Source organism: Accumulibacter sp. (assembly GCF_016789985.1).
Lineage (GTDB): Bacteria > Pseudomonadota > Gammaproteobacteria > Burkholderiales > Rhodocyclaceae > Accumulibacter.
This window is the reverse complement of sequence record NZ_JAEUOL010000249.1, coordinates 1-20,745: the sequence shown is the minus strand read 5'-3', so window position 1 is coordinate 20,745 and position 20,745 is coordinate 1. Positions and strand designations below refer to the sequence as shown.

The following is a 20,745-nucleotide window of genomic DNA, read 5'->3' as shown; positions in this document are numbered from 1 at the left end:
GAACCGGCGATGGATGGCGCGGATATGGTGCAGGTCGTGACTGTAGTAAACCCAGGAGATCGGCAGGATTCCCTCGGTCAGTACGTTGCTGCCGTTGATCACATAGGGCGTGCCGACGGCGCGGGCATTGCGCACCAGGGTAGCCGTGATGGCGTGATCGGTCGGAATCTCGCAATTGGGGACAGAAGCCTTGAGGAACGACATCTGCAGATCCTTGAACTCCTCCCAGTCCACGACGTAGGTGTTCAGGTCGATCTTCAGCTCGTCCAGTGCATTCTTGATGTTGGCCACCGCCAGCTCGGAATTCCAGCCGTTGTCAAAGTGCACCGCGAGCGGCCGCAAGCCAAGTTCCTTGAGCTTGTAGATCACGTAGGTGCTATCGACGCCACCGCTCACACCGGCAATGCAGTCGTAATCCTTGCCCTGGCCCTCGCTGCGGATACGGGCGACGATCGACTCCAGCGCGGGCCCCGACCGCGGGCCACGCGCCACCTCCGTCGCGACGCGGGCAAAGTAGCGCGTGCAGTGGTTACAGTGTCCCTGTTCATTGAATGCGATTTCCGGATCGGACGTATCCATCAGGCAACGCGTGCATTGCTGGTAAGGGCGATGGTCAGCGCTTGCGCTCATGTTCCGCTTTCTGCAACCTGAAAAATATGATGAAAAGGGCGGTAGTCAGCAGCCATCCGGCCCCGGAATTGACCGCCGTGACAAGACTGGTTTCCATCGCTGCCACGATGAGAACCAGATTAAGAGGCAGAGCCAGCGGGTGATCACGATAGATCAGCATGATGATGGCGAACAGGCCAGCGCCGAGCAGGCTCGACAGCAGAAAACCGACAGGCCCGAAGTTTGCATACTCGGTCATGAAAGACGCCGCGTTGAGACTGCCGCGCATGCCTTGGCTCACGTTGTCGTGGTAGAACGCAGTGTAGAGTTTGGAAGGAATCGGCACATACTCGCAGCCCAGCAGACCGGCCAACAGACGATAACCGCAACCCGCTTCACGCAGCCCGGGATCACGATAATAGTAGAACCACTGGTCGATTACCTGTCCGGGAACCAACAATGCACGTTCGTAGAGCGCATAGACCGCAGACGAACGCCTCCAGTCATCACGCGGCACAACGTAGTCGCTGACCAAGACCCTTTCCTTGTCGCTCAAGGTCACCACCGGTTCCTGATACTGCATGCTCTCCCGAATCGTCGGGGAAGAAACGGCTGTCGACGCAAGCACGAGGCTGATCATCAGGGCAAGGGTCAGGGCGAGGTGCATCCAACGGCGCTGAAAACCCATATAAATGACCAACGGACTCAACAGAAACACGGGCAGGATGCGTGCGAAAAGAGCCAGACTGTAAAAGCCGCCGATCACCAGCGCCACCCAGAAAAGACGCGACCGATAATAGTAGGCGATTAACAAAAGGGTCGGGCCAAACGCTTTCGCACAATAATCTGAAGCATACCGCCAAGCGATCGGCAAGCCAAAATATCCCTCTTGTCTGACAACACTCACACCCATCTCGCTGCTCTGGAACAGCGCTTCGAACAAAGGTATACGGCCGAGAAGCAGAAAGTGAACGGCGACAATCGACAGGTAAGCAATTACCAGTCCCAACAGCAAACGCTGCTGCCCTGCTGTCAAATGCCGTTCCGTGTCTGGCGCGGCACTGCTCTCGAGTGACGGCACGATCCGGCACAGACCCCGCCAGAAAACGATGTAGCAAAGCACTACGCCAGACACCAAGGCCACCAGCAGCAGAACATTCCGTAGTTCGCGCCCGGCACTAACGCAGAAAATGACAAAGCTGGCCACCAGCCAGAGCAACGAAAGGACGTACAGGCTGAAGACGCGGTGACGCGTAACACCTGCGATTAGTCGAGGGATCAAAGGCGCACCAGGGCATGCTTGAGGCGCAAGCCCCATTCAAACAGCTTGGCATTCGACGCGTATTCGCTGTAATCCCTGTTCGGACGACGAAAGATTTCGTCCAGTTCGTCCTCCGTGATCCCCAGCTTCTTGGCTACGAAAGACTTGTCTTGGGCCTGAAGTTCAGGATCGTAAGTGGGTTCTTCCAACTCCACCATGGCTTGCTCGCGACTCAACTGGCCAGAATTGATCAGCGAAGCCAGGTGTGCGCGTCGCTTGTCGTAACCGAACTTCACCGGCAAATAGTATCCCTGGAAGAAACGCGTGAAGACCGATTCATAATGCTTGCCGCCATAGTCCCGCCAATCAAGTTCCTGGATAATCGTCCGTTTGGCATCGAATTTGTTATAAGGCAGGTAATTGAGGATCTTTAGTGTCTTGATCCCGCGTACATGAGGGTACCAGACATACTGGCGGAAAAATCCGATTGCCGGGTATGCACGCAGAGGGGCACGCCCAAACCTGCGGTGAATGTCGAGGATGTGGCGCAAATCACCGGAATGATAACCCCAGGACGCAGGAAGAATGAACTCGGTTGCGAAATTGCTGCCCGACAGGATCGTCTTGATTCCATGACGAGCCGCTTCACGAAACAGGATCGTGGGGAAGGCATGATCCGTCGGGATGTCGCAATTGGCCACCGAAGCCTTGAAGAACGCGAGCTGTAAATCGCGCATCTCCTCCCAGTCAACAACGTGGGTGTGCAGATCTATCCCGAGCTTCTTGACGATGTTCTCGATGTTGTTGACCGCGAGCTCCGAGTTCCAGCCGCTGTCGAAATGAACCGCCAACGGTCGAAGCCCGAGGCGCTTGGCCGTATAAGCTACGTACGAGCTGTCAACGCCACCGCTCAGTCCCATTATCGAGTCATATTCCCGTTCTTTACCTGCCTCCTTGATCCGCGCAACGATGCTATCCAGCTCCCCGAGGCGCTCCCCTCGAGAGGCTCTGGCCACAATCTCCCTAGCCATAACATCATACCGCTGACAGTGATTGCACAAACCGGCTTCGTCGAACGTGATTACAGGATCCGATGTGTCCATGACACATCGGGTGCATATTTTGTAATTCATGGCTGGCATGGAATGCGCGGCGGGAAGGGTTGAAAACAGGCCACTTGGGCGGTAACGTGCCCAAGGGGCTGGATTATAGCTTGAACCCGTACGAACAGGACCGGGTTGCTGCCTCATGCGCGGGAGACGTCTCTGCATCCCTGCCACCAGCCCCTGTCTGGAGCAGGGCCTCCACACTCGGACATGATATGCCTCTGGCCGCAGCAACCATCTGATTTGTTGAGACTATCTATCCTGCCGACTCTCACTTCCCTTGACCTCACGCCATCTCTCCGAGAGCTGACGCACAACATGGCAGACCGGGTCATGGCCTAGCGAGACCCCCGACAAATTCATCAGACACTCACAGAAACAGTGTGTTGAAGTATGGGTTCCGAGTGCGGAGGCTCTGCTGTCCGGATCACCCCAAAGGAACCCGCAGACGCGCGCGGCTGGGGACAATGTGGTGGAACGTGCTGTGCTACATACGGCTTGGTGTACTGAGTGATCACAGACGAAGAGGCACGAGGGGCTCGTTCGCCGGCCGGGCGAAGGCAGAGCATCAGAGCCCCTCCAGTTCTCCCGGCGACGGATAGTTGATCAGAACCGCCTTGTGCTTGCCGTGGAAGACGAACAGGCTACCCGCAGCGACCGCCGAGACCTGCGCACCGGTGAGCACCTCCCGAATGTGCTCCAGCGAACCTGCGCCACCACAGGCAATAACCGGCGTGTCCACTCTGGCGGCGATCTTCGTCAGCAAGGGAAGGTCGTAGCCCGTCATCGCTCCGTCGCGGTCTATCGAATTGACCAGAATCTCGCCAACTCCCAGCTCCGCCAACTCCTCAGCGTAGCCCACCGGGTCCACCTTGGTGTTGACCCGCCCGCAGCCTGTCCAGACCTCGTATTTGCCGAACAGCGTCTTCCTGACATCGATTGCAGCGATGACGCTTGAACTGCCGAAGGTGTCGCAGGCTTCCCTGACGAGCTGCCGGTCATTGAAGGCAGCGGTATTGAGAGACACCTTTTCGACACCCAGACGATGCAGGCGGCGCACCTGGTCCATCGAGGTCACCCCACCACCATAACTCAAGGGCATGAAGCACTCGCTGGCAATGTCCTCGATCAATGCGTAGTTAGGTCCCCTCTGTTCGGGGGTCGCCGTGATGTCGAGCAGGATCAGTTCGTCGACCTCCTTCTCGTTGAAGATCTTCACCGCGTTGACCGGATCACCGACGTACTTGGGATCAGTGAATTTGACGGTCTTGTACAAACCCCGTCCACGCAGCAGGAGGCACGGAATGACACGCGGCTTCAACATGACTGAAACCCGGTGACAAAGTTGCGGTAGACCTGCAATCCGTATTTGTGGCTCTTTTCCGGATGAAACTGCAAAGCAACGATATTGCCGGCGGCCAGCGCACTGGCGAAGGGATAGCCGTAGGTCGTCATGCCTGCTTCAATACCGGGGGTATCTGCCAGCATGTGGTATGAGTGGACGAAGTAGAAGCGCATTGGTTTGGCAACCTGGTCGAAAATTGCGGCTCCGGCGGCTGTCGGGGTGACAGTGTTCCAGCCCATGTGGGGCACGCGCAGGGTTTCGCCGGGGGGAGCGCGAAAACGCACCAGGCGTGCGTCCAGCCAGCCGAAACCGGGCAGCCGCCCCTCTTCGCTGGACTTCGTCATGATCTGCGCGCCGAGGCAGACCCCCATGATGGGTTTGCGCTGCCTGAGCACAAGTTCGTCGAGCAGGTCATAGAGCCCGAAGCGTCTCAGATTGCCGATTGCTTCATCGAATGCCCCAACTCCGGGGAGCACGAGTCTGTCGGCCGTGCTCAGGACCTCGGGATCACGCGAAAGCACAGCCTTGGCTCCGGCTTTCTTGAGCATGTTCAGAACGGACCCCACGTTACCGGTATCGTAATCGACGACGACTATCAATTGGCTCATCCTTCCTTGACTTCGGCCGGGATTCCCCGGCGCCAGTGGCGCAAGGCAATGGCCAAGGCCAGACTCCCTGCCGCCAGCATCGCCGCCATTGCAGAGACGAGCCCGGCCCCGATGATCAGACGCCATCCGCCAAGCACCAGACACAGCAGCACAAACCAAGCCCACCCCCTGGCCAGCAGACTGGCCAAACGGGCGGCCGAGAAAACCGATACGCAAAAGATTGCGCTCAGGTAAACGCTGTGGTAAATCACGTTGGCCACGGCAAACACCCCGACGGCCAGTTCGACACCACCGCCTGCGAGCAGGGTCACGGCGAACAGGGAAGCGGTCGTCACATCAGAAGCCACCTGAATGCTGAACGACACGCCCTGACGCATTCTAACTTCAAAGAGCCTCTCCGGCCAGCCTGTCTGTATCGACATCCAGGCCGCCGGCGCCATCATCATGGCGAAGACACCCGCCTGTCGCCAGGGTGCCCCGAACAGCACGACGAACACCACGTCACCCCAGACGGCTACGAAGGCAAATAGCGGCGCGCCTGCCAAAAGGCCCAGTCGCAGCAGATGCATCGTCAGTTGCTCCAGTCGGCCGCTTCCCTGCGATGCCACGGCCTCGCGGTAGAACACCTGGCTCAGGGCGTTGGACGTCACCAGGGTCGGCGCCAGAAGAACCGTTCGGGCAAGCGCGAAATAGCCCGCGGCCGCAACTGACGAGGTGGCCGAGAAGAGGTAGACCGGAACATCGCGGGCGAGACTTCCGAGCAGGCTGTAGGGAGTGTTGAAGATCAGAAACTGACGGTACTTGTCTCCGACATCGCGCATCGCCCGCCAGCTACAGACGCTCGGAATGAGGCTCGGCATCAGTGCGCAGCCGAACACCACGACAGACAGCCCGAGCACCTGCCCCAGGAATTTGGCGACCGCCAGGCCCTCGCTCCAGGCACCGAGCAGGCCAATGGCCAGCGCACCCAGCGCGAAACCGGCCTGATTCGCCACGTTGGCTTTGGCAATCGTCGGAAACCGCTGCTGGCGAGTGGCAAAGGCAACACTCAACTGGGTCAGCGCGATGCTGGCAACGGCTAGCGGAAGAAGCCAGATCCACACTGTCTGGTCAGGATAACCGAGCCTCCGGGCAAGTTCCGGGGCCGCCGTAACGGCCACCATCAGACTCGTCCCAACGACCACGGCAACCAGGCACAGGACGAGGGCGCCCACCTGGCGCGCCTCATCCTCCGAATCCGGTAGAACCACGGCCAGATCGAGGCGGCAGGTGGCCAGCACCGCCAAGCCCGCAGCCAGGCTCATGAACAGTGTCTGCAATCCAAAGGCGCCGGGTGCATACAGACGGGTCAGCAGCGGCGCAACCAGCAGGGGAATCACTTGCGCGAGCACCGTGCCGGTGAGCATCGCCAAGGCGTTCGCGCGAAAAGTCACAGCGAACTCAGCAGTCCCTCGGCAATCAGCTGACTGGCCTGGCCGTCGCCATAAGGCGCACTGCCAGACAGCGCAGGGCGTTGCGCCTGGAGGACCGCATCAACGATACGCTCGCGTGAAGCCCCTGCCAATCGGTTCCAGCCAAGTTCGACCGTTTCGGGCCACTCGGTTTCGTCACGCATGGTGACGCAAGGCACCTGGTAGAAGAAGGCTTCCTTCTGTACCCCACCGGAATCGGTGACAATGCAACGCGCCGTCTGCTCAAGCCGGATCATGTCCAGGAAGGGCAGGGGTTCGACGAGCGTGACCGCCTTCAGTGCCGCATTCAGGCCGAGCGCCGCCAGCGTGTTGCGCGTACGCGGGTGCAAGGGCAACACCACGGGCATCTCGCCGGCCAGCTCGGCGAGCGCCTGTATGATGGCCTGCAGGCGTTGCGGGTCATCAGTGTTCTCGGCCCGGTGACAGGTCGCGAGGACGTAGCTTTGTTCGAGCAGACCCAAACGTCCCAGTACACTGCTGCGTTCGCGTGCCATCCCCCGATAATGAAGCGAGGCATCGAACATCACATCCCCGACATTACTGACCCCCTGCGTCAGACCTTCCGCATACAGGTTGGCGACGGCTGTCCTGGTGGGACAGAAAAGCAGACGTGACACACGGTCGGCCAGGATCCTGTTGATCTCCTCCGGCATGCGCATGTTGAAGGAGCGCAAGCCGGCTTCGACGTGCGCCACCGGGACATGCAGCTTGGCAGCAGCAAGGGCACCAGCCAGGGTCGAGTTGGTGTCTCCGTAAACCAGTAGGCAATCGGGCCCCTCCTGCAGCAGAACCTGCTCGATCGCCTCGAGCATGCGCCCGGTCATGGCGCCATGCGGACCACCGGCAATCTCCAGATTGTATCGCGGCTGCGGGATGTCGAGCTCGGTAAAGAATACCTCCGACATGGCGTGATCGAAGTGCTGGCCGGTATGAACCAGCACCTCGTCAATGATCCCCGGATAGTCGCTGCGAATGACGCGCGAGACGGCTGCCGCCTTGATGAACTGGGGACGCGCCCCGACCACCGTAAGCAGTTTCACGCGACAGCCATCCTCAGTGCGTCAGCTATGCGCTCCTGCGTCGGCTGGCCGATGTACGGATGCATCGGCAGACTGATCACCCGCGCAGCAACCGCCTCAGCCTGAGACAGCGTTCCCGGGATACGGCAGAGGTGTTGATAAGCCGGCTGGCAATGCAGGGGTACCGGGTAATGAACCGCGGTGGGAATTCCGGCTGCCTGAAGTGAAGCAAGCACCGTCTCACGATTCGCGACCTGAATCGTAAACTGCCCCCAGACGCAGGTCCTGTCCGGACGCAGGGTCAAAGGCATGACCCCTGGAATCGTGCGCAGCAATTCCAGGTAGTTCTCCCCTGCCGCAATGCGCTGCGCAACCTCCCATTCGAAACGTTCCAGCTTGGCCAGTACGATGGCGCACTGCAGAGTGTCCATCCGCCCACCGACGCCGAGGCGGGTGTGGTAATAGCGCCGCTCCTGACCGTGCACCCGAATCTCGCGCATCGCCTTGGCCAGGCTGTCGTCACTGGTGAAAATTGCGCCGCCATCCCCATAGCAGCCCAACGGCTTGCTGGGAAAAAAACTGGTGCACCCGATGTGGGAGAGGTTGCAGCTCCTTCTGCCCTTGTAGCTGGCGCCAAAGCTTTGCGCTCCATCCTCGATGACGGCGAAACCGTGCCGTGCAGCCAGGGCGTTGATTTCATCCATGTCCGCCACCTGACCGTACAAAGAGACCGGGATGATGGCACGGGTCCGCGGCGAGATCGCCGCCTCGATCAGTGTCGGATCGATGTTGCACGTATCCGGTTCCACGTCGACGAAAACCGGGGTCGCACCGAGCAAGGCGATGACTTCGGCCGTTGCAACAAAGGTAAACGGAGTGGTGATGACCTCGTCCCCCGCCTTGATGCCGAGCGCCATCAGGGCGACAAGCAGTGCTTCGGTACCGGAAGCCACGGTGATGCAGTGCCGAGCGCCGCTGAACAGTTCGAGTGCCGCCTCGAGTTCACGCACTTCCGGGCCCATGATGTACTGGCCATGTTCCAGGACCCGCTGGATGCGGTCATTGATCGATTCCCTCAAGTCGACATACTGTGCTTTCAGATCGATGAATTTCATGCTGAATACTTTCCTTTTGATTGGCAGCCGGCACCGTGCATCGGGCGGTCAGGGTGATCCCATCCTGCAGGCAAGGCGAGCAGGACGAAGCTGCACCAGCCCTTCACACCTGCCAGTGCAGAGGGAAAACCCGGTTGGCGAATCGAACTCGCCGGTTGACACGATGGCCTGATGAACGTCAGGCAAAATATGGGATTCTAATTCAAATGTTGCCGCGCCGAACCCCTTTTCCGGTATTCGGACCGAGGAGCCAAGCAACATGAGGCGTACCGACCTGACCGACCTCTGGTCTGCGCCCGGCGCGAGCTCTGGCCAGGCCGCAGGCGAGAGCGAGCGATTGTCGAAGCTCACTGCTTGCGAGTACACTGGGAGCGTGCTTATCAAGTGGCAGACCGCGCGGGCTAGGCGCGGCATTCTCCGGTGCCCCGAACAGGACCGCAGGACTCGGCGGGAAGCGGCCAGAAGCAGTGTGGATACCCACCGAAGATGCTTTCTCACGCCCTTCACGAGGGCCCCTGGGTGCGTGGGTCCTTTCGTTCGTCGCTCGCGACAATCGGAGACCGCTGCTCGTCGATCAACGTCGTGGTGATTGGCATGCAACCAGCCCATTAAGGATACATGATGCACAGGCTCGTCCCGACGCACATTTCCAGCTACCTCGTGGTTCTGCCACGCCCGGCAAAGCAGGGGCTGATGCTGCTGGCCGATACGCTACTCCTGATCTTTGCCGCCTGGGCGGCCTACGCCCTGCGTCTCGGTGAATGGTATGTTCCGAATCGCGCGCAGCTGCTGCTCATGATCATCGCGCCGCTGCTCGCCATGCCGGTCTTCCTCAAGCTGGGGCTGTATCGCTCGGTGATTCGCTATCTTGGCGAACAGGCACTGTGGTCGGTGGTCAAGGCCATGTGGCTCGCTGCCGTACTGTGGGCCGGACTGGCGTTCATGACCCAGATGACCGGGGTACAGGGTGTACCTCGCGCAGTGCCTCTGCTGTACTGGGTGATCGGAACGGTGCTGGTCGCCGCCTCTCGTTTTGGCGCGCGCTGGATACTCTGGTTTCCCGTGCGCGACCGCTTTGCCGGCCGCCAGGTGCTGATCTATGGTGCAGGCGAAGCCGGACGACAGCTCGCCGCCTCGTTGCGACGGGGCAGGGATCTCTTTCCGGCAGGCTTCCTGGACGACGACAGCAGCCTGCAGGGCAAGGACATGGCGGGCCTGCGCGTGTACCGACCCGAGCAACTGCCGTCCCTGATCGAACGTTTTGATATTCGCGATGTAATCGTCACCCTCCCGTCGGCCTCGAACGCCCGTCGCCGGGAGGTGGTCGCCTCGCTTGAGCAGTACCCGGTACGCGTGCGCATTCTGCCGGCCCTGGCCGATATCGCAAGCGGCCGACACCTGGTTAACATGGTGCGTGAAGTCGACATCGGCGACCTGCTGGGACGTGACCCGGTGGCGGCCGAGCCAGCCCTGCTCGGGCGGTGCATCAGAGGCAAGGTCGTCCTGGTGACGGGTGCAGGGGGATCGATCGGCTCGGAGCTGTGCCGCCAGATTGCCGCACTCGCCCCGGCCCGCCTGATTCTTCTGGAGGCAAGCGAGCACGCCCTCTACCAGATCGACCGGGTGCTGCGCGCCATGGGTGACAACAATGTGGTTGCCACCCTCGGCTCGGTGGGTGATGCCGAGCTGGTAGCCCGGCTGATGGCCAGGTACGGGGTGCAGACGATCTACCACGCCGCTGCCCACAAGCATGTTCCGCTGGTCGAGGCCAACCTTCTGGAAGGCACGCGCAACAACGTCCTGGGCACCCTGACTGTCGCCCGGGCCGCATTCAAGGCGGGCGTGGAAACCTTCGTGCTGATTTCCACCGACAAGGCCGTCCGCCCGACAAACATCATGGGAGCCACCAAACGCGGTGCAGAACTGATCGTTCAGGGTTTTGCACGGCAAGCCGCGGCGCAAGCTACCGGACAGCGATTCTGCGCCGTGCGCTTCGGCAATGTCCTGGGATCCAGCGGTTCGGTCATTCCGCTGTTCAAGGAACAGATCGCGCAAGGGGGACCGGTGACCGTGACCCACCCGGAAGTGACGCGTTACTTCATGTCCATCCACGAAGCCGTGGAGCTGGTCATCCAGGCCGGCAGTCTGGCCACGGGAGGCGAAGTCTTTCTGCTCGACATGGGCGAACCGGTCAGGATCGTCGATCTGGCCCGCAACATGATCCGGCTGGCCGGTCACTCGGTGTGTGACGAGGACAATCCGGAGGGTGACATCGAGATCGCGATCACCGGTCTGCGCCCGGGCGAAAAACTTTACGAGGAACTCCTGATCGCCAGCAGTAACGCGGAAAGCACGCCGCATCCCAAGATCATGCGGGCGACGGAGCCCTTTCTGGAAAGCGCGGAGCTGGCCGACCTGATCGCGACGCTGCAAGACGCCCTGGCCGCAGCCGATGAAGCAGGCGCAAGACGAATCCTGATGAAAGTGGCCGACGGACGCTCGCTTGACGATGAAGCCGGCCAACCGGTCGGCCACCCCGTTCTTGCGTAACCGCCCGAATATGTCCGCGCTCTGTTCCGCGGTAGATGGCCATCAGCAGCCCGCGCCGTCGGCCGACGCCGCGACCGTAGGAGGCAAGCCATGTCATTGCGCATCGGGATAGACCTCGGCGGCAGCAAGATCGAGCTGATCGCGCTCGACGACTCCGGCCGAACCCTGCTGCGCCGGCGCAGACCGACCCCGCAGGGCGACTACCCGGGGACGGTACGGGCCGTCGGTGCTCTGGTCATCGATGCCGAGCGGGAACTCGCACAGCGAGGGAGCGTCGGGATTGGCATCCCGGGGGCCGAGTCCGCGGTAGACGGCACGATCAAGAACGCCAACTCGACCTGCCTGATCGGCAAGCTGCTGCGCCAGGACCTCCAGACGCTCCTGCGACGCGAGATCCGGCTGGCCAACGATGCCAATTGCTTTGCCCTCTCCGAGGCGATCGATGGCGCCGGACAAGGCGCCGACACCGTTTTCGGCGTGATCATCGGTACCGGGGTGGGCGGCGGCATTGTCGTTCAGCAACACGTGCTGTGCGGCGCCAACCGCATAGCCGGCGAATGGGGCCACAACCCGCTGCCCCGGCCCGATGAAGAAGAACTTCCACCGGGACCGTGCTACTGCGGGCGTCTGGGCTGCATCGAAACCTGGCTCTCGGGTCCGGGCCTGTGTGCCGACCATCAGCGGCATGGCGGCGAGTGGCTGACGGCAGAGGAGATCGCCAGACGCGCCGGCGCCGGGGAAGCCGCCTGCGCGGCGACGCTGGCGCGTTATGAGCGACGCCTGGCCAAGGCGCTGGCGCAGGTGATCAACCTTCTCGACCCGGAGGTCATCGTGCTCGGTGGCGGCCTCTCGAACATCGGGCGACTCTACCACGCGGTGCCCAGACTGTGGAAAAGGCATGTCTTCTCGGACGTGGTGCACACGCGGCTGCTGCGCAACCTGCACGGTGACTCGTCGGGCGTGCGCGGTGCCGCCTGGCTGTGGAACGAATGGTGAAATGTCGACGGTCCAGTTATTCGCCGGCGGGCTGACCAGAATCGACCAGCACGGTCAGTGGACCGGCATCTACAAGCGACTGCTTGCCGGCCCCCAGCGGCTCTCCGTTACCGGCCTGGCGGGCGATGTTCAGGCCGACCGTCGCGTCCATGGCGGGCCGGAAAAGGCGCTGCATCACTACGCCGTCGAAAACTATCAGCGACTCGCCGGGCGCTTCCCCGGGATTGCCGCCCTGCTTGTCCCCGGCAGCATCGGCGAGAACATCTCGGGCAGCGGCCTGGACGAAGGCGCGGTGTGTATCGGCGATGTCTTCCGCCTCGGCAAGGCCACGCTGCAGGTCAGTCAGCCGCGCAGCCCATGCTGGAAGATCGATCATCGCTATGGCTGCGCCGATCTGGCGCGCACGATCAGCGAAAGCGGCCTCACCGGCTGGTACTATCGTGTGCTTGAAGCCGGCATGGTGAGCAGCGGCGAAACGCTCGTCCTGCTCGATCGCCTACCCGGCGCGGTGTCATTAAGCGAACTGTGGCAGGTCTGGCGCACTCACCGCCCCGATCCCGTGCGGCTCGAGCAACTTGCTGCCACGCCCGGCCTGACCGCCGACTGGCAGCAGAAACTGGCCGAACGTAGCCGCTGGTTGCGCGCCAACGTGTCGCGGCCGACACCACGCACGTCCGCCGATGACACAGGGGGTTGAACGAGGGGAGGCGAGGGGGAGGCGAGGGCGACGCGATGCTTTGGATAAGACTGTTCCTACCTTTTGCCGGCGCATATTTCCTTTCCTATCTTTACCGGACAGCCAACGCCGTCATTGGCCCGGTGCTGGCCAGGGAGCTCGAGCTTGGCGCTGCTGACCTCGGGCTGCTCACCAGCGCCTACTTCCTGTTTTTTGCCGCCGCACAATTGCCACTGGGCATGCTGCTCGACCGCTTTGGCGCGCGTCGGGTCGAGTCCGGGCTGCTCCTACTCGCGGCAGCCGGCGCTGCCATCTTCGCGCTCGGAGAGAGTATCACCTGGCTGGCGATTGGCCGTGGTCTGGTCGGGCTGGGCGTCTCGGCCTGCCTGATGGCCGCTTTCAAGGCGTTTTCGCTGTGGTTTGCGGTGGAGCGTCAGGCTTCGTTGACCGGCTGGATCATGACCGCGGGGGGGCTCGGTGCACTTGTGGCCAGCGCCCCCCTCGAAGCCGCCCTGCAGGTTTTCGGCTGGCGCGAGATCTTCTTTGCCCTGGCCGGCCTGACGCTGAGCGTGGCCATCTGGCTGTTCTACGGTGTCCCCGAACGGCGGGGCGCCGCCATCCAGCCCGAGCCACTGCGAGCCCAGTGGACGGGAGTCGCCGAGGTCTTCCGCAGCGCGCACTTCTGGCGTTTCGCGCCCCTCGGCCTGACGCTGATCGGCGGTTTCATGGCGGTTCAGAGTCTCTGGTCGATATCCTGGTTGATGCAGGTCAATGGTTACAACCGGGCGACAGCGGCCGACCACATGGCAGCGATGAGCGGCGCGATGCTGCTCGCCTACCTGCTGATCGGCCTGCTCGCCACCGGGCTGGCCCGTCGAGGGATCAAGCCGGTGCTGCTGCTCGGGGCGGGATCGGGACTTTCACTGCTCACCCTGGCATTGATCGCCAGCCAGGCGGTTGCTGATACCTACCTGCTGTGGCTGGCCTACGGCAGCTTGTCGAGTTTCGGAACGCTGGCCTACTCACAGGCCGCTGCCGGCTTTCCGGTCGCTCTCTCGGGTCGTGCCAATACTGCCTTCAATCTGATGGTGTTCATCGGAGCCTTCGCCGTGCAATGGGGACTCGGACTGTTGATCGACGTGTTGCAGGCACACGGACAGAGCGTCGCGCTGGCGCACCGCTCCGCCTTCCTGGCTTTGCTGGCAGCACAGGTGGTGTCCTATGCCTGGTTCTGGATTGCCGGTCGTGCCGTCGTCCGGCGGGATACGTCGCCGGACGGCTCAGAGGCTCAACGATAGAGTGGCAGGGCAGCCAGTCGTGCTTCAATCTCGTTGCTCAGTTGCCGATAGCTCGCACTGTCACGGTCGCCGAAACGGCGCTCGAACTCATCTTCGCTCAGGTTCTCGGGTAAGCCGTCAAGCGCCGGCGCCAGTTCGGCATCTGTCATTGTCCCGCGCAAAGCCTGCTCGAGGCGCGGCGAACCCATGGCAACCAATTCGCCGAAACGGGTTCCCGCCCGATCCGCCGCCAGGTCGGCAAAGGAGAAGCCGCTGCCACCGCGCGCGTCCCGAAGCTCCTTGTCGAGACCGATGGCATTGGCTGCCGGCTCGCCGGCCCAGGCCGCCAAGGCCGCAGAAATGCCAAAATGCTGGGCGCTGTCGTATCGGCCGAGCAGGGTCAGCTTCACCCGACGGGGACGTGGCCAGGTCCTGGCGGCCGGCAAGACCTGGGCAAGATTGCTGCCGGCGAGATGGTTCGCCAGGACGAGCAGTGCCGCCCGACCCCGTTCGGGTGTTGGTGTACCGCAACAGGTGAGCAGCGGTACCAGAACCCGTCCGAGCGGCAGCCGTACGCGCGGCGAGTGATGGTCGAGGAGAGCCGCCAGTGCCTCTTGCGCAGCCTGAATCCGCGCCATGTCCTGCGTCGTGAAGGCCAACGACCGCGCCTGCTTCAACAGGTCGGGCTGCCAGACATAACGTACCGCGACCACACCCTCCGCAGCATCGAAATCAATGCCACGGAGGGCCTGCCGCACCGTTTTCCATTCGTTACCAGCGCCGGCAGCCCTGATCGCGCAGGCGACGAACATTTCGGCCACCGACGGCGGGATGGACAGCGTGGCGATCGCCGCCGAGACGATGCGTGGCTCACCCTCGGCCTCGGCAAGAACCGCTCGCAGGTTGACATAAAGCGCATCGCGCAGTCCAGGCAAGCGGGCCGTCAGACGCAATTCGGCGCGCCTGCCGACGACCATCAGCGCAGCACGGGCGCCCAGACCACGGCTGGCAAGGTGATTGATGCCGGCGTCAAGCAAACCGACCGGGATGACCGCGGTCCGCTCCTCACCGCCGCGCAGCCGCCGCGGATCGTTCTGGGCCAACAGCCGCCGGGCCTCGCTGATCGACGTTGGCGAGATGGTTTCGTCGCGACTGACCAGCGGCTCCCGTTCGAGAACGGCGGCAAAAAACAAGGCCACGCTGGCCAGCAGGACGAGCAACCATGCCACGAGGCACCCGCGAAAACTCATGGAGCGGGATTTCATGTCGATCAGGCGCCGTCCGCTGCTTGGCCCGGAGCAAGATGCCGAGGTGGGCGCATGAGCCTGGATCACGCGGACGAATCGCCCGCCGTCGATTCTGATCTGTTGCCGGAGCGCTCCTCGGCGAGCCTCAGATGAAACCCTGCCTTGGCGAGCAAGGCCGCCTCGAGTTGCAGATCGGCACGGGTCAGAGGGTGCCTGACGAGCCAGCCGCGCGGGAAGGCAAGTCGTATTCGCTGGCGATTGACCGACAGGGCGATCGGCGGCAGGGGTTCGCTGCTGCGGCCACGGTGCAACACCACCGCCAGGCGCAGCAGCACACACAGCCGGCAGGCCGGGCGCACCCAGTCCCCGGGCAAGGCAGCAAAAGCGTCGGCCGGGAACGATCGCCGATGACGCCTGACCAGAGCGGCCAGCAACAGTTGATCGTCGCGCGAGTAACCCGGCAAGTCGGAATGTTCGAGGACGTAGGCCCCGTGCTTGTGATACTGATCGTGGCTCAGCAACAGACCGGCCTCGTGCAGCCGGGCGGCGCGTTCGAGAACATTTCTGACTTCCTTGCCGGGCAGTGCCCATTTCGCACGCACCTGGCGCAGCAGCTCGAGCGCCGTGCCGCTGACCCGCGCCGCCTGTGCCTCGTCGAGAGAGAAACGCCGAATGACGTCGGAAATGGTGCGGTCGCGTACATCCTCATGCCGAATACGGCCCAGGAGGTCGTAGATCAACCCTTCGCGCAGCGCCCCTTCGGACACCTCCAGCCATTCGATGCCCAGCGTTTCGCAGAGGCCGTGCAGGACGACGAAGCCACCGACAAAGACACGGGCGCGTGTCGGCTCGAGTTGCCAGCGGTCGGCCAGGGCAGCCGTATCGCGTGTCTCGAGCAATGCGGCACGCAGGCGGCGCATCCCCGCAAGGGTTATTCCCTCGCGGCTCCAGCCTTCGCTGACGAGGACATCCTGAATCGCCTTGATCGAACCGGAAGCGCCGGTCACCACCTCCCAGCCACGCGCCAGATATTCCTCGCGGACCGGTTCGAGATGCAGTTGGACGAGCAACTCCGCCTCACGCAGACGACCTGCGGTCACGCGGCCGTCGGCGAAGCAGGCACGGCTGAGACTGACGCAACCCATGCGCAGGCTGGCCAGATGCAATGGCTCGAAATCCTGGCCGATGATCAGTTCGGTGCTGCCGCCACCAATGTCGATGACCAGACGTGGTCCGGGAACCTGCCCGACGCTGTGGGCAACGCCAAGGTAGATCAGGCGCGCCTCTTCCTGACCACTGACCACCTCGACCCGATGTCCGAGCACCTGCTCGGCCCGCGCCACGAAATCGGCGCTGTTGCGCGCCTGGCGCAAGGTGTTGGTGCCGACGATGCGCAGGCGGCCCGGCGGAATGTGGCGCAGGCGCTGGCCGAAGCGGGCCAGACAGTTCAGCGCCCGTTGCTGTGCCTGAGTCGACAAGCGGTTGTGGTCGTCGAGACCGGCAGCGAGCTGAACCATCTCGCGCAGCCGGTCGAGCAACTGGACATGGCCATCCTCGATACGGGCGACGATCATGTGGAAGCTGTTCGATCCCAGATCGATCGCTGCAACGAAATCGGAAGACACGGGGAGAACTCCTCAAACTGGCTGATGGCATGCAGCGGCACCGCACGGGAGACTACCTGGCCGCGTGACGCTCCCCTCGGGACAGCGCTGCGAGCCAGTATCCCTGCCTTGGCCGCCTTAGTCAACGTCCGTCCAGAGGCACGCCCGGCGCGCGGTGATGCCGGTCGACCGGCGTTTCGCCAGGCCCCCGGCAGAACAGCCGCCCACCACCGGAGCGATCAGAGCTCGACCGGGTCGACCTCCAGGTGCCAGTGCAAGCGGCTGGGCACCGGCTGCGCTTCGAGTTCGCTCACCCACTGGTCAAGGAAAACCTGCAGGGCCGGACGTGAGACGGACTCGACGAGCAGTTGGGCACGTTCCAGACTGGCTCGGCGCGACAGACGCATCGGCACCGGATCGTAGGAACTCACCTGCGGATTTCTGTCGAGTGCCGGGCAGGCGCGCGCCGCCGCCAGAAAGGACAAGGCTTCGGCCATGCGCGGTGCCTCGGCCCGCAGCATGGCCTGGTAGGCGTAAGGCGGAAAGCGGGCTTGTTCACGCTCCCTGAGCAACATCGCGGCGAAGCTTCGATAATCGTGGCGGAGCAGCGCCTGGTACAAGGGATGATCCGGAAACTGCGTCTGCAGGAGCACCTCACCTGGCCACTCTGCCCGCCCGGCCCGACCGGCAACCTGCATCAACTGGGCAAACAAGCGCTCCGGAGCCCGCCAGTCGGCAGCGAACAATGCTGCATCCGGCGCAACGGCGCCGACCAGCGTCAGTCTTGGAAAATCGTGGCCCTTGGCCAGCATCTGGGTGCCGACGAGAATGTCGGCCTCGCCGTTCCGAATGCTCGCGAGCAGGGCGTTCCAATGCCTGCGGTTGCTCGCCGAATCGCGGTCCACACGCAGAATGCGCGCCTGCGGAAAGCGCTCGCCGAGCACTGCCTCGATCCGCTGGGTACCCCGTCCGAAGGCACTCAGATCCTGGTTGCCGCAGGTCGGGCACTGCCTGCTTACGCGCGTCTGGTAGCCGCAGTGATGGCAGCGCAGGCAATGGTCAGCCAGGTGAAGCACCAGATTGGCGGCACAGCGGTGGCAATGCGAGGTCCAGCCGCAAGCGACACAGGTCATCACCGGCGCGTAACCACGCCGGTTAAGGAAGACCAGGCTCTGCTCGCCGTGCGCCAGCCGCTGCTCGATGGCCATCAGCAAGGTCGCCGAGAGTCCATCCCGCGGCTTGTCCAGGCGCGTGTCTATCGTGCGCACGGTCGGCAGGCGGGCGCCTTCGACCGCCCGCTGCGGCAGGGAAAGGAGCTGATATCGCCCGCGTCCATCCTCGGCCGCGGCATTGGCCCAGCTCTCCAGCGAAGGCGTGGCCGAACCGAGGACGATCGGCAGACCGTTGTCGCGGGCGCGAAAAACCGCCAGGTCGCGCGCCGAGTAACGGATTCCGTCCTGCTGTTTGTACGAGGCGTCGTGTTCTTCATCGACCACGATCAGGCCCAGCTCAGGTAATGGCGCGAACACCGCCAGACGCGTGCCCAGGACGATGCGTGCCTCACCGCGCAGGGCGGCCCGCCAGTTGCGACTGCGCGCGGCCTCGCCAAGGCCGCTGTGCAGACTGACCAGACCAGCGCCCGGAAAGCGGGCAGCCACCCGTTCCTCCAGTTGCGGTGTGAGGTTTATTTCGGGCACCAGCAGGAGCGATTGCAAGCCGGCCTCCAGAATCCGCCCGATCAGCCGCAGATACACTTCGGTCTTGCCGCTACCAGTCACGCCATGCAGCAAATAGGCGTGAAATCCGGGCGCATTCGCTGCCATGACACGCAACGCAAGCTGCTGGTCGGCCGTCAGGCTCGGCGGCGCCTGCGCCGGGGCTCGTTCGGCCAGTGCCCGGTGCGGCCGGGGCCTGGCCGGTGCCACGGAACGCAGCCCGGCGGGCAAGGTCGACAACATCACCTGGCCAAGAGGCGCATGGTAGTAGGCGGCGCAGAAGGTGGCCAGACGAAACCACGACCGGGGCAACGGCGGCACATCGCGCAGAACTGCCGTCAGCGGTTTGAGCTGGCCGGGCGGCAGGTCGCTGTCGCTACCAAGCGCCACGATGATGCCGATTTTCTGGCGCTGGCCGAAGGGAACGCAAACCCGGTAGCCGATGTCCCCAGCCGACAACGGCTCATCGTCAGGAGGGCGGTAGTCGAAGAGGCGGCGCAGCGGCAAGTCGAGCGCCACACGCACAATCTGTTCGGGTGGCGCTTGCTCTGACATGTTCAGGGTTGGGGAAAAGCCCGGCAATTTACCAACGGAAGCTCGTGCTACTTCTGGCAATGAGGGGTAAGGCATTCACTTAGCACGGATTTGCTTCCCTCAACGCATGGCTGTGGATAACTCTGTGGATCAATCTGCCAACAACTACCTCAAAGCCCCTTTCTACAAGGCTTTCAGAGCCGCCGCCCAAAAAACAAGCAAATTGAAAAAAGTTATAAATCAATGAATTGAAAAAATCACCCAGAACTTGCAGAAGGCCTCGGAGGCGCCTGGAAAACGGTGGGCATTTCTGTGAATAAGTCAAGCACTGGAGGACAATTTATGCATCTTCCGGCGCAACAGGCGGCTGTGCTCATGCACCGTATCGACCAGTGCGGAGACGTTCCCGGGCGGGGTGAACTGGGATATCCCGTGCCCCAGATTGAAAACATGCCCATAACCGTCGGCACCGTAGCTGTCCAGCACCTTCCTTGCCTCAATGGCAATCTGCTCGGGTGAGGCAAAAAGTACGGCCGGATCGAGATTGCCCTGCAGCGCGACCCGGTCACCGACGCGTCGGCGCGCCTCGCCGAGGTCGATGGTCCAGTCCAGGCCGATCGCGTCGCAACCAATGTCAGCGATCGCCTCCAGCCACAGCCCGCCGCCCTTGGTAAAGACAATCGATGGAACACGTTGACCATCCTTTTCCCGCACCAGCCGACCGATGATACGCTGCAGGTAGGCCAGCGAGAATTCGCGATAGGCCGCCGCCGACAGCGATCCGCCCCAGGAGTCGAAAATCATCACGGCTTGCGCACCCGATTCGATTTGCGCGTTGAGGTAGACCGCGACGGCATCGGCGGTGACCGACAGGATATGGTGCAGCAGGTCCGGCCGCTGGTAGAGCATGCTCTTGATGTGCCGGTAGTCACTGCTGGCGCCACCCTCGACCATGTAGCAGGCAAGGGTATAGGGACTCCCCGAGAAGCCGATCAGGGGAACCGTGTTGTTCAGCGCTCGCCTGATCTCCGCCACCGCGTCCATCACATAACGCAGATGATTCCACGGGTCCGGCACCGCCAGATCACGAATCGCCCATTCCTCGCGTAACGGGCGTTCAAAACGCGGTCCCTCGCCATCCGTGAAGTAGAGACCGAGACCCATCGCATCGGGCACGGTGAGAATGTCCGAGAAGAGGATGGCCGCGTCGAGTTCGAAGCGGGCAAGCGGCTGCAGGGTGACTTCGCAGGCCAGCGCCGGGTTCTTGCAGAGCTGCAGGAAACTACCGGCCCGACGGCGGGTTTCACAATACTCGGGCAGATAACGGCCGGCCTGTCGCATCAGCCAGACCGGAGTGTGCGCGGTCGGCTGCTTGAGCAGGGCACGGAGAAAGGTGTCGTTGCAGGGTCGGGTCACGGCTGTATCGGCTCCGCCAGTCAAGGAAATGCGCTGCAAAGCAGCGATTATCCACTTTTGCCTGCTATTTGCGCCAGAAAGCTGGGGTCATCACGACCAGCAGCGTGAAGATCTCGAGCCGTCCAATGAGCATGGCGAAGGTGCATACCCAGGTCTGGAAGTCGGTCAGGCCCGCAAAGTTGTTGGCTGGTCCGA

At 62.6% G+C, this 20,745-nt stretch carries 15 protein-coding genes and 1 pseudogene; 4 read left to right on the top strand and 12 right to left on the bottom strand.

Annotated elements, in window-relative coordinates; all coding sequences use genetic code 11:
* From JNK99_RS14235 to JNK99_RS14200, 8 genes and pseudogenes are all read right to left on the bottom strand, one after another.
* Positions 1-630 (bottom strand): annotated as a pseudogene (locus JNK99_RS14235) (7-cyano-7-deazaguanine synthase); the annotation flags it as partial.
* Positions 614-1,828: a hypothetical protein gene (locus JNK99_RS14230; protein WP_291854214.1), complete on the bottom strand. Its 1,215-nt coding sequence runs from the start codon at positions 1,826-1,828 to the stop codon at positions 614-616. The pseudogene JNK99_RS14235 and the gene JNK99_RS14230, both read right to left, overlap by 17 nt.
* Positions 1,829-1,887: 59 nt before the next feature.
* Positions 1,888-3,003, bottom strand: a complete 1,116-nt coding sequence (locus JNK99_RS14225; protein ID WP_291854212.1) for an N-acetyl sugar amidotransferase — start codon at positions 3,001-3,003, stop codon at positions 1,888-1,890.
* Positions 3,004-3,544: 541 nt separating this feature from the next.
* Positions 3,545-4,300, bottom strand: coding sequence for an AglZ/HisF2 family acetamidino modification protein (locus JNK99_RS14220; protein ID WP_291854210.1), 756 nt, complete (start codon positions 4,298-4,300; stop codon positions 3,545-3,547).
* On the bottom strand, positions 4,294-4,929 hold the full coding sequence (gene hisH / locus JNK99_RS14215; RefSeq protein ID WP_366518765.1) for an imidazole glycerol phosphate synthase subunit HisH: 636 nt from the start codon (positions 4,927-4,929) through the stop codon (positions 4,294-4,296). Before hisH ends, JNK99_RS14220 begins: the two co-directional genes overlap by 7 nt.
* Positions 4,926-6,362 (bottom strand): oligosaccharide flippase family protein, encoded by a 1,437-nt coding sequence (locus JNK99_RS14210; RefSeq protein WP_291854208.1) that lies wholly within the window; start codon positions 6,360-6,362, stop codon positions 4,926-4,928. The genes hisH and JNK99_RS14210 overlap by 4 nt, the downstream gene beginning before the upstream one ends.
* Entirely contained in the window at positions 6,359-7,441 is a 1,083-nt protein-coding gene (wecB, locus tag JNK99_RS14205) for a UDP-N-acetylglucosamine 2-epimerase (non-hydrolyzing) (RefSeq protein ID WP_291854206.1), read from the bottom strand. Before wecB ends, JNK99_RS14210 begins: the two co-directional genes overlap by 4 nt.
* A complete protein-coding gene (locus JNK99_RS14200) occupies positions 7,438-8,535 on the bottom strand; it encodes a DegT/DnrJ/EryC1/StrS family aminotransferase (protein ID WP_291854205.1) in 1,098 nt (365 codons plus the stop codon). Before JNK99_RS14200 ends, wecB begins: the two co-directional genes overlap by 4 nt.
* Positions 8,536-9,156: 621 nt before the next feature.
* On the opposite strand from JNK99_RS14200, the gene JNK99_RS14195 reads away from it, so the two are divergent.
* The 4 genes from JNK99_RS14195 (at position 9,157) to JNK99_RS14180 (ending at position 14,055) form a co-directional block, all read left to right on the top strand.
* Entirely contained in the window at positions 9,157-11,085 is a 1,929-nt protein-coding gene (locus JNK99_RS14195) for a nucleoside-diphosphate sugar epimerase/dehydratase (RefSeq protein ID WP_291854203.1), read from the top strand.
* Positions 11,086-11,175: 90 nt separating this feature from the next.
* Entirely contained in the window at positions 11,176-12,081 is a 906-nt protein-coding gene (locus JNK99_RS14190; RefSeq protein ID WP_291854201.1) for an ROK family protein, read from the top strand.
* Between the two features lies 1 nt (position 12,082).
* On the top strand, positions 12,083-12,778 hold the full coding sequence (locus tag JNK99_RS14185) for an MOSC domain-containing protein (protein WP_291854199.1): 696 nt from the start codon (positions 12,083-12,085) through the stop codon (positions 12,776-12,778).
* Positions 12,779-12,813: 35 nt separating this feature from the next.
* A complete protein-coding gene (locus JNK99_RS14180) occupies positions 12,814-14,055 on the top strand; it encodes an MFS transporter (RefSeq protein ID WP_291854197.1) in 1,242 nt (413 codons plus the stop codon).
* On the opposite strand, the gene JNK99_RS14175 is transcribed toward JNK99_RS14180, so the two are convergent.
* From JNK99_RS14175 to hemE, 4 genes are all read right to left on the bottom strand, one after another.
* Positions 14,046-15,284, bottom strand: coding sequence for a hypothetical protein (locus JNK99_RS14175; RefSeq protein ID WP_291854195.1), 1,239 nt, complete (start codon positions 15,282-15,284; stop codon positions 14,046-14,048). The genes JNK99_RS14180 and JNK99_RS14175 overlap by 10 nt on opposite strands.
* Before the next feature lie 80 nt (positions 15,285-15,364).
* The gene (locus tag JNK99_RS14170) at positions 15,365-16,855 is read right to left on the bottom strand and encodes an exopolyphosphatase (protein WP_291854218.1); all 1,491 of its coding nucleotides are present in this window, start codon (positions 16,853-16,855) and stop codon (positions 15,365-15,367) included.
* Between the two features lie 269 nt (positions 16,856-17,124).
* Positions 17,125-19,155, bottom strand: coding sequence for a primosomal protein N' (locus tag JNK99_RS14165; RefSeq protein WP_291854193.1), 2,031 nt, complete (start codon positions 19,153-19,155; stop codon positions 17,125-17,127).
* 300 nt (positions 19,156-19,455) lie between these two features.
* Complete coding sequence (hemE, locus tag JNK99_RS14160; protein WP_291854192.1) at positions 19,456-20,550, bottom strand: uroporphyrinogen decarboxylase; 1,095 nt, start codon at positions 20,548-20,550, stop codon at positions 19,456-19,458.
* Positions 20,551-20,745 lie beyond the last annotated feature (195 nt).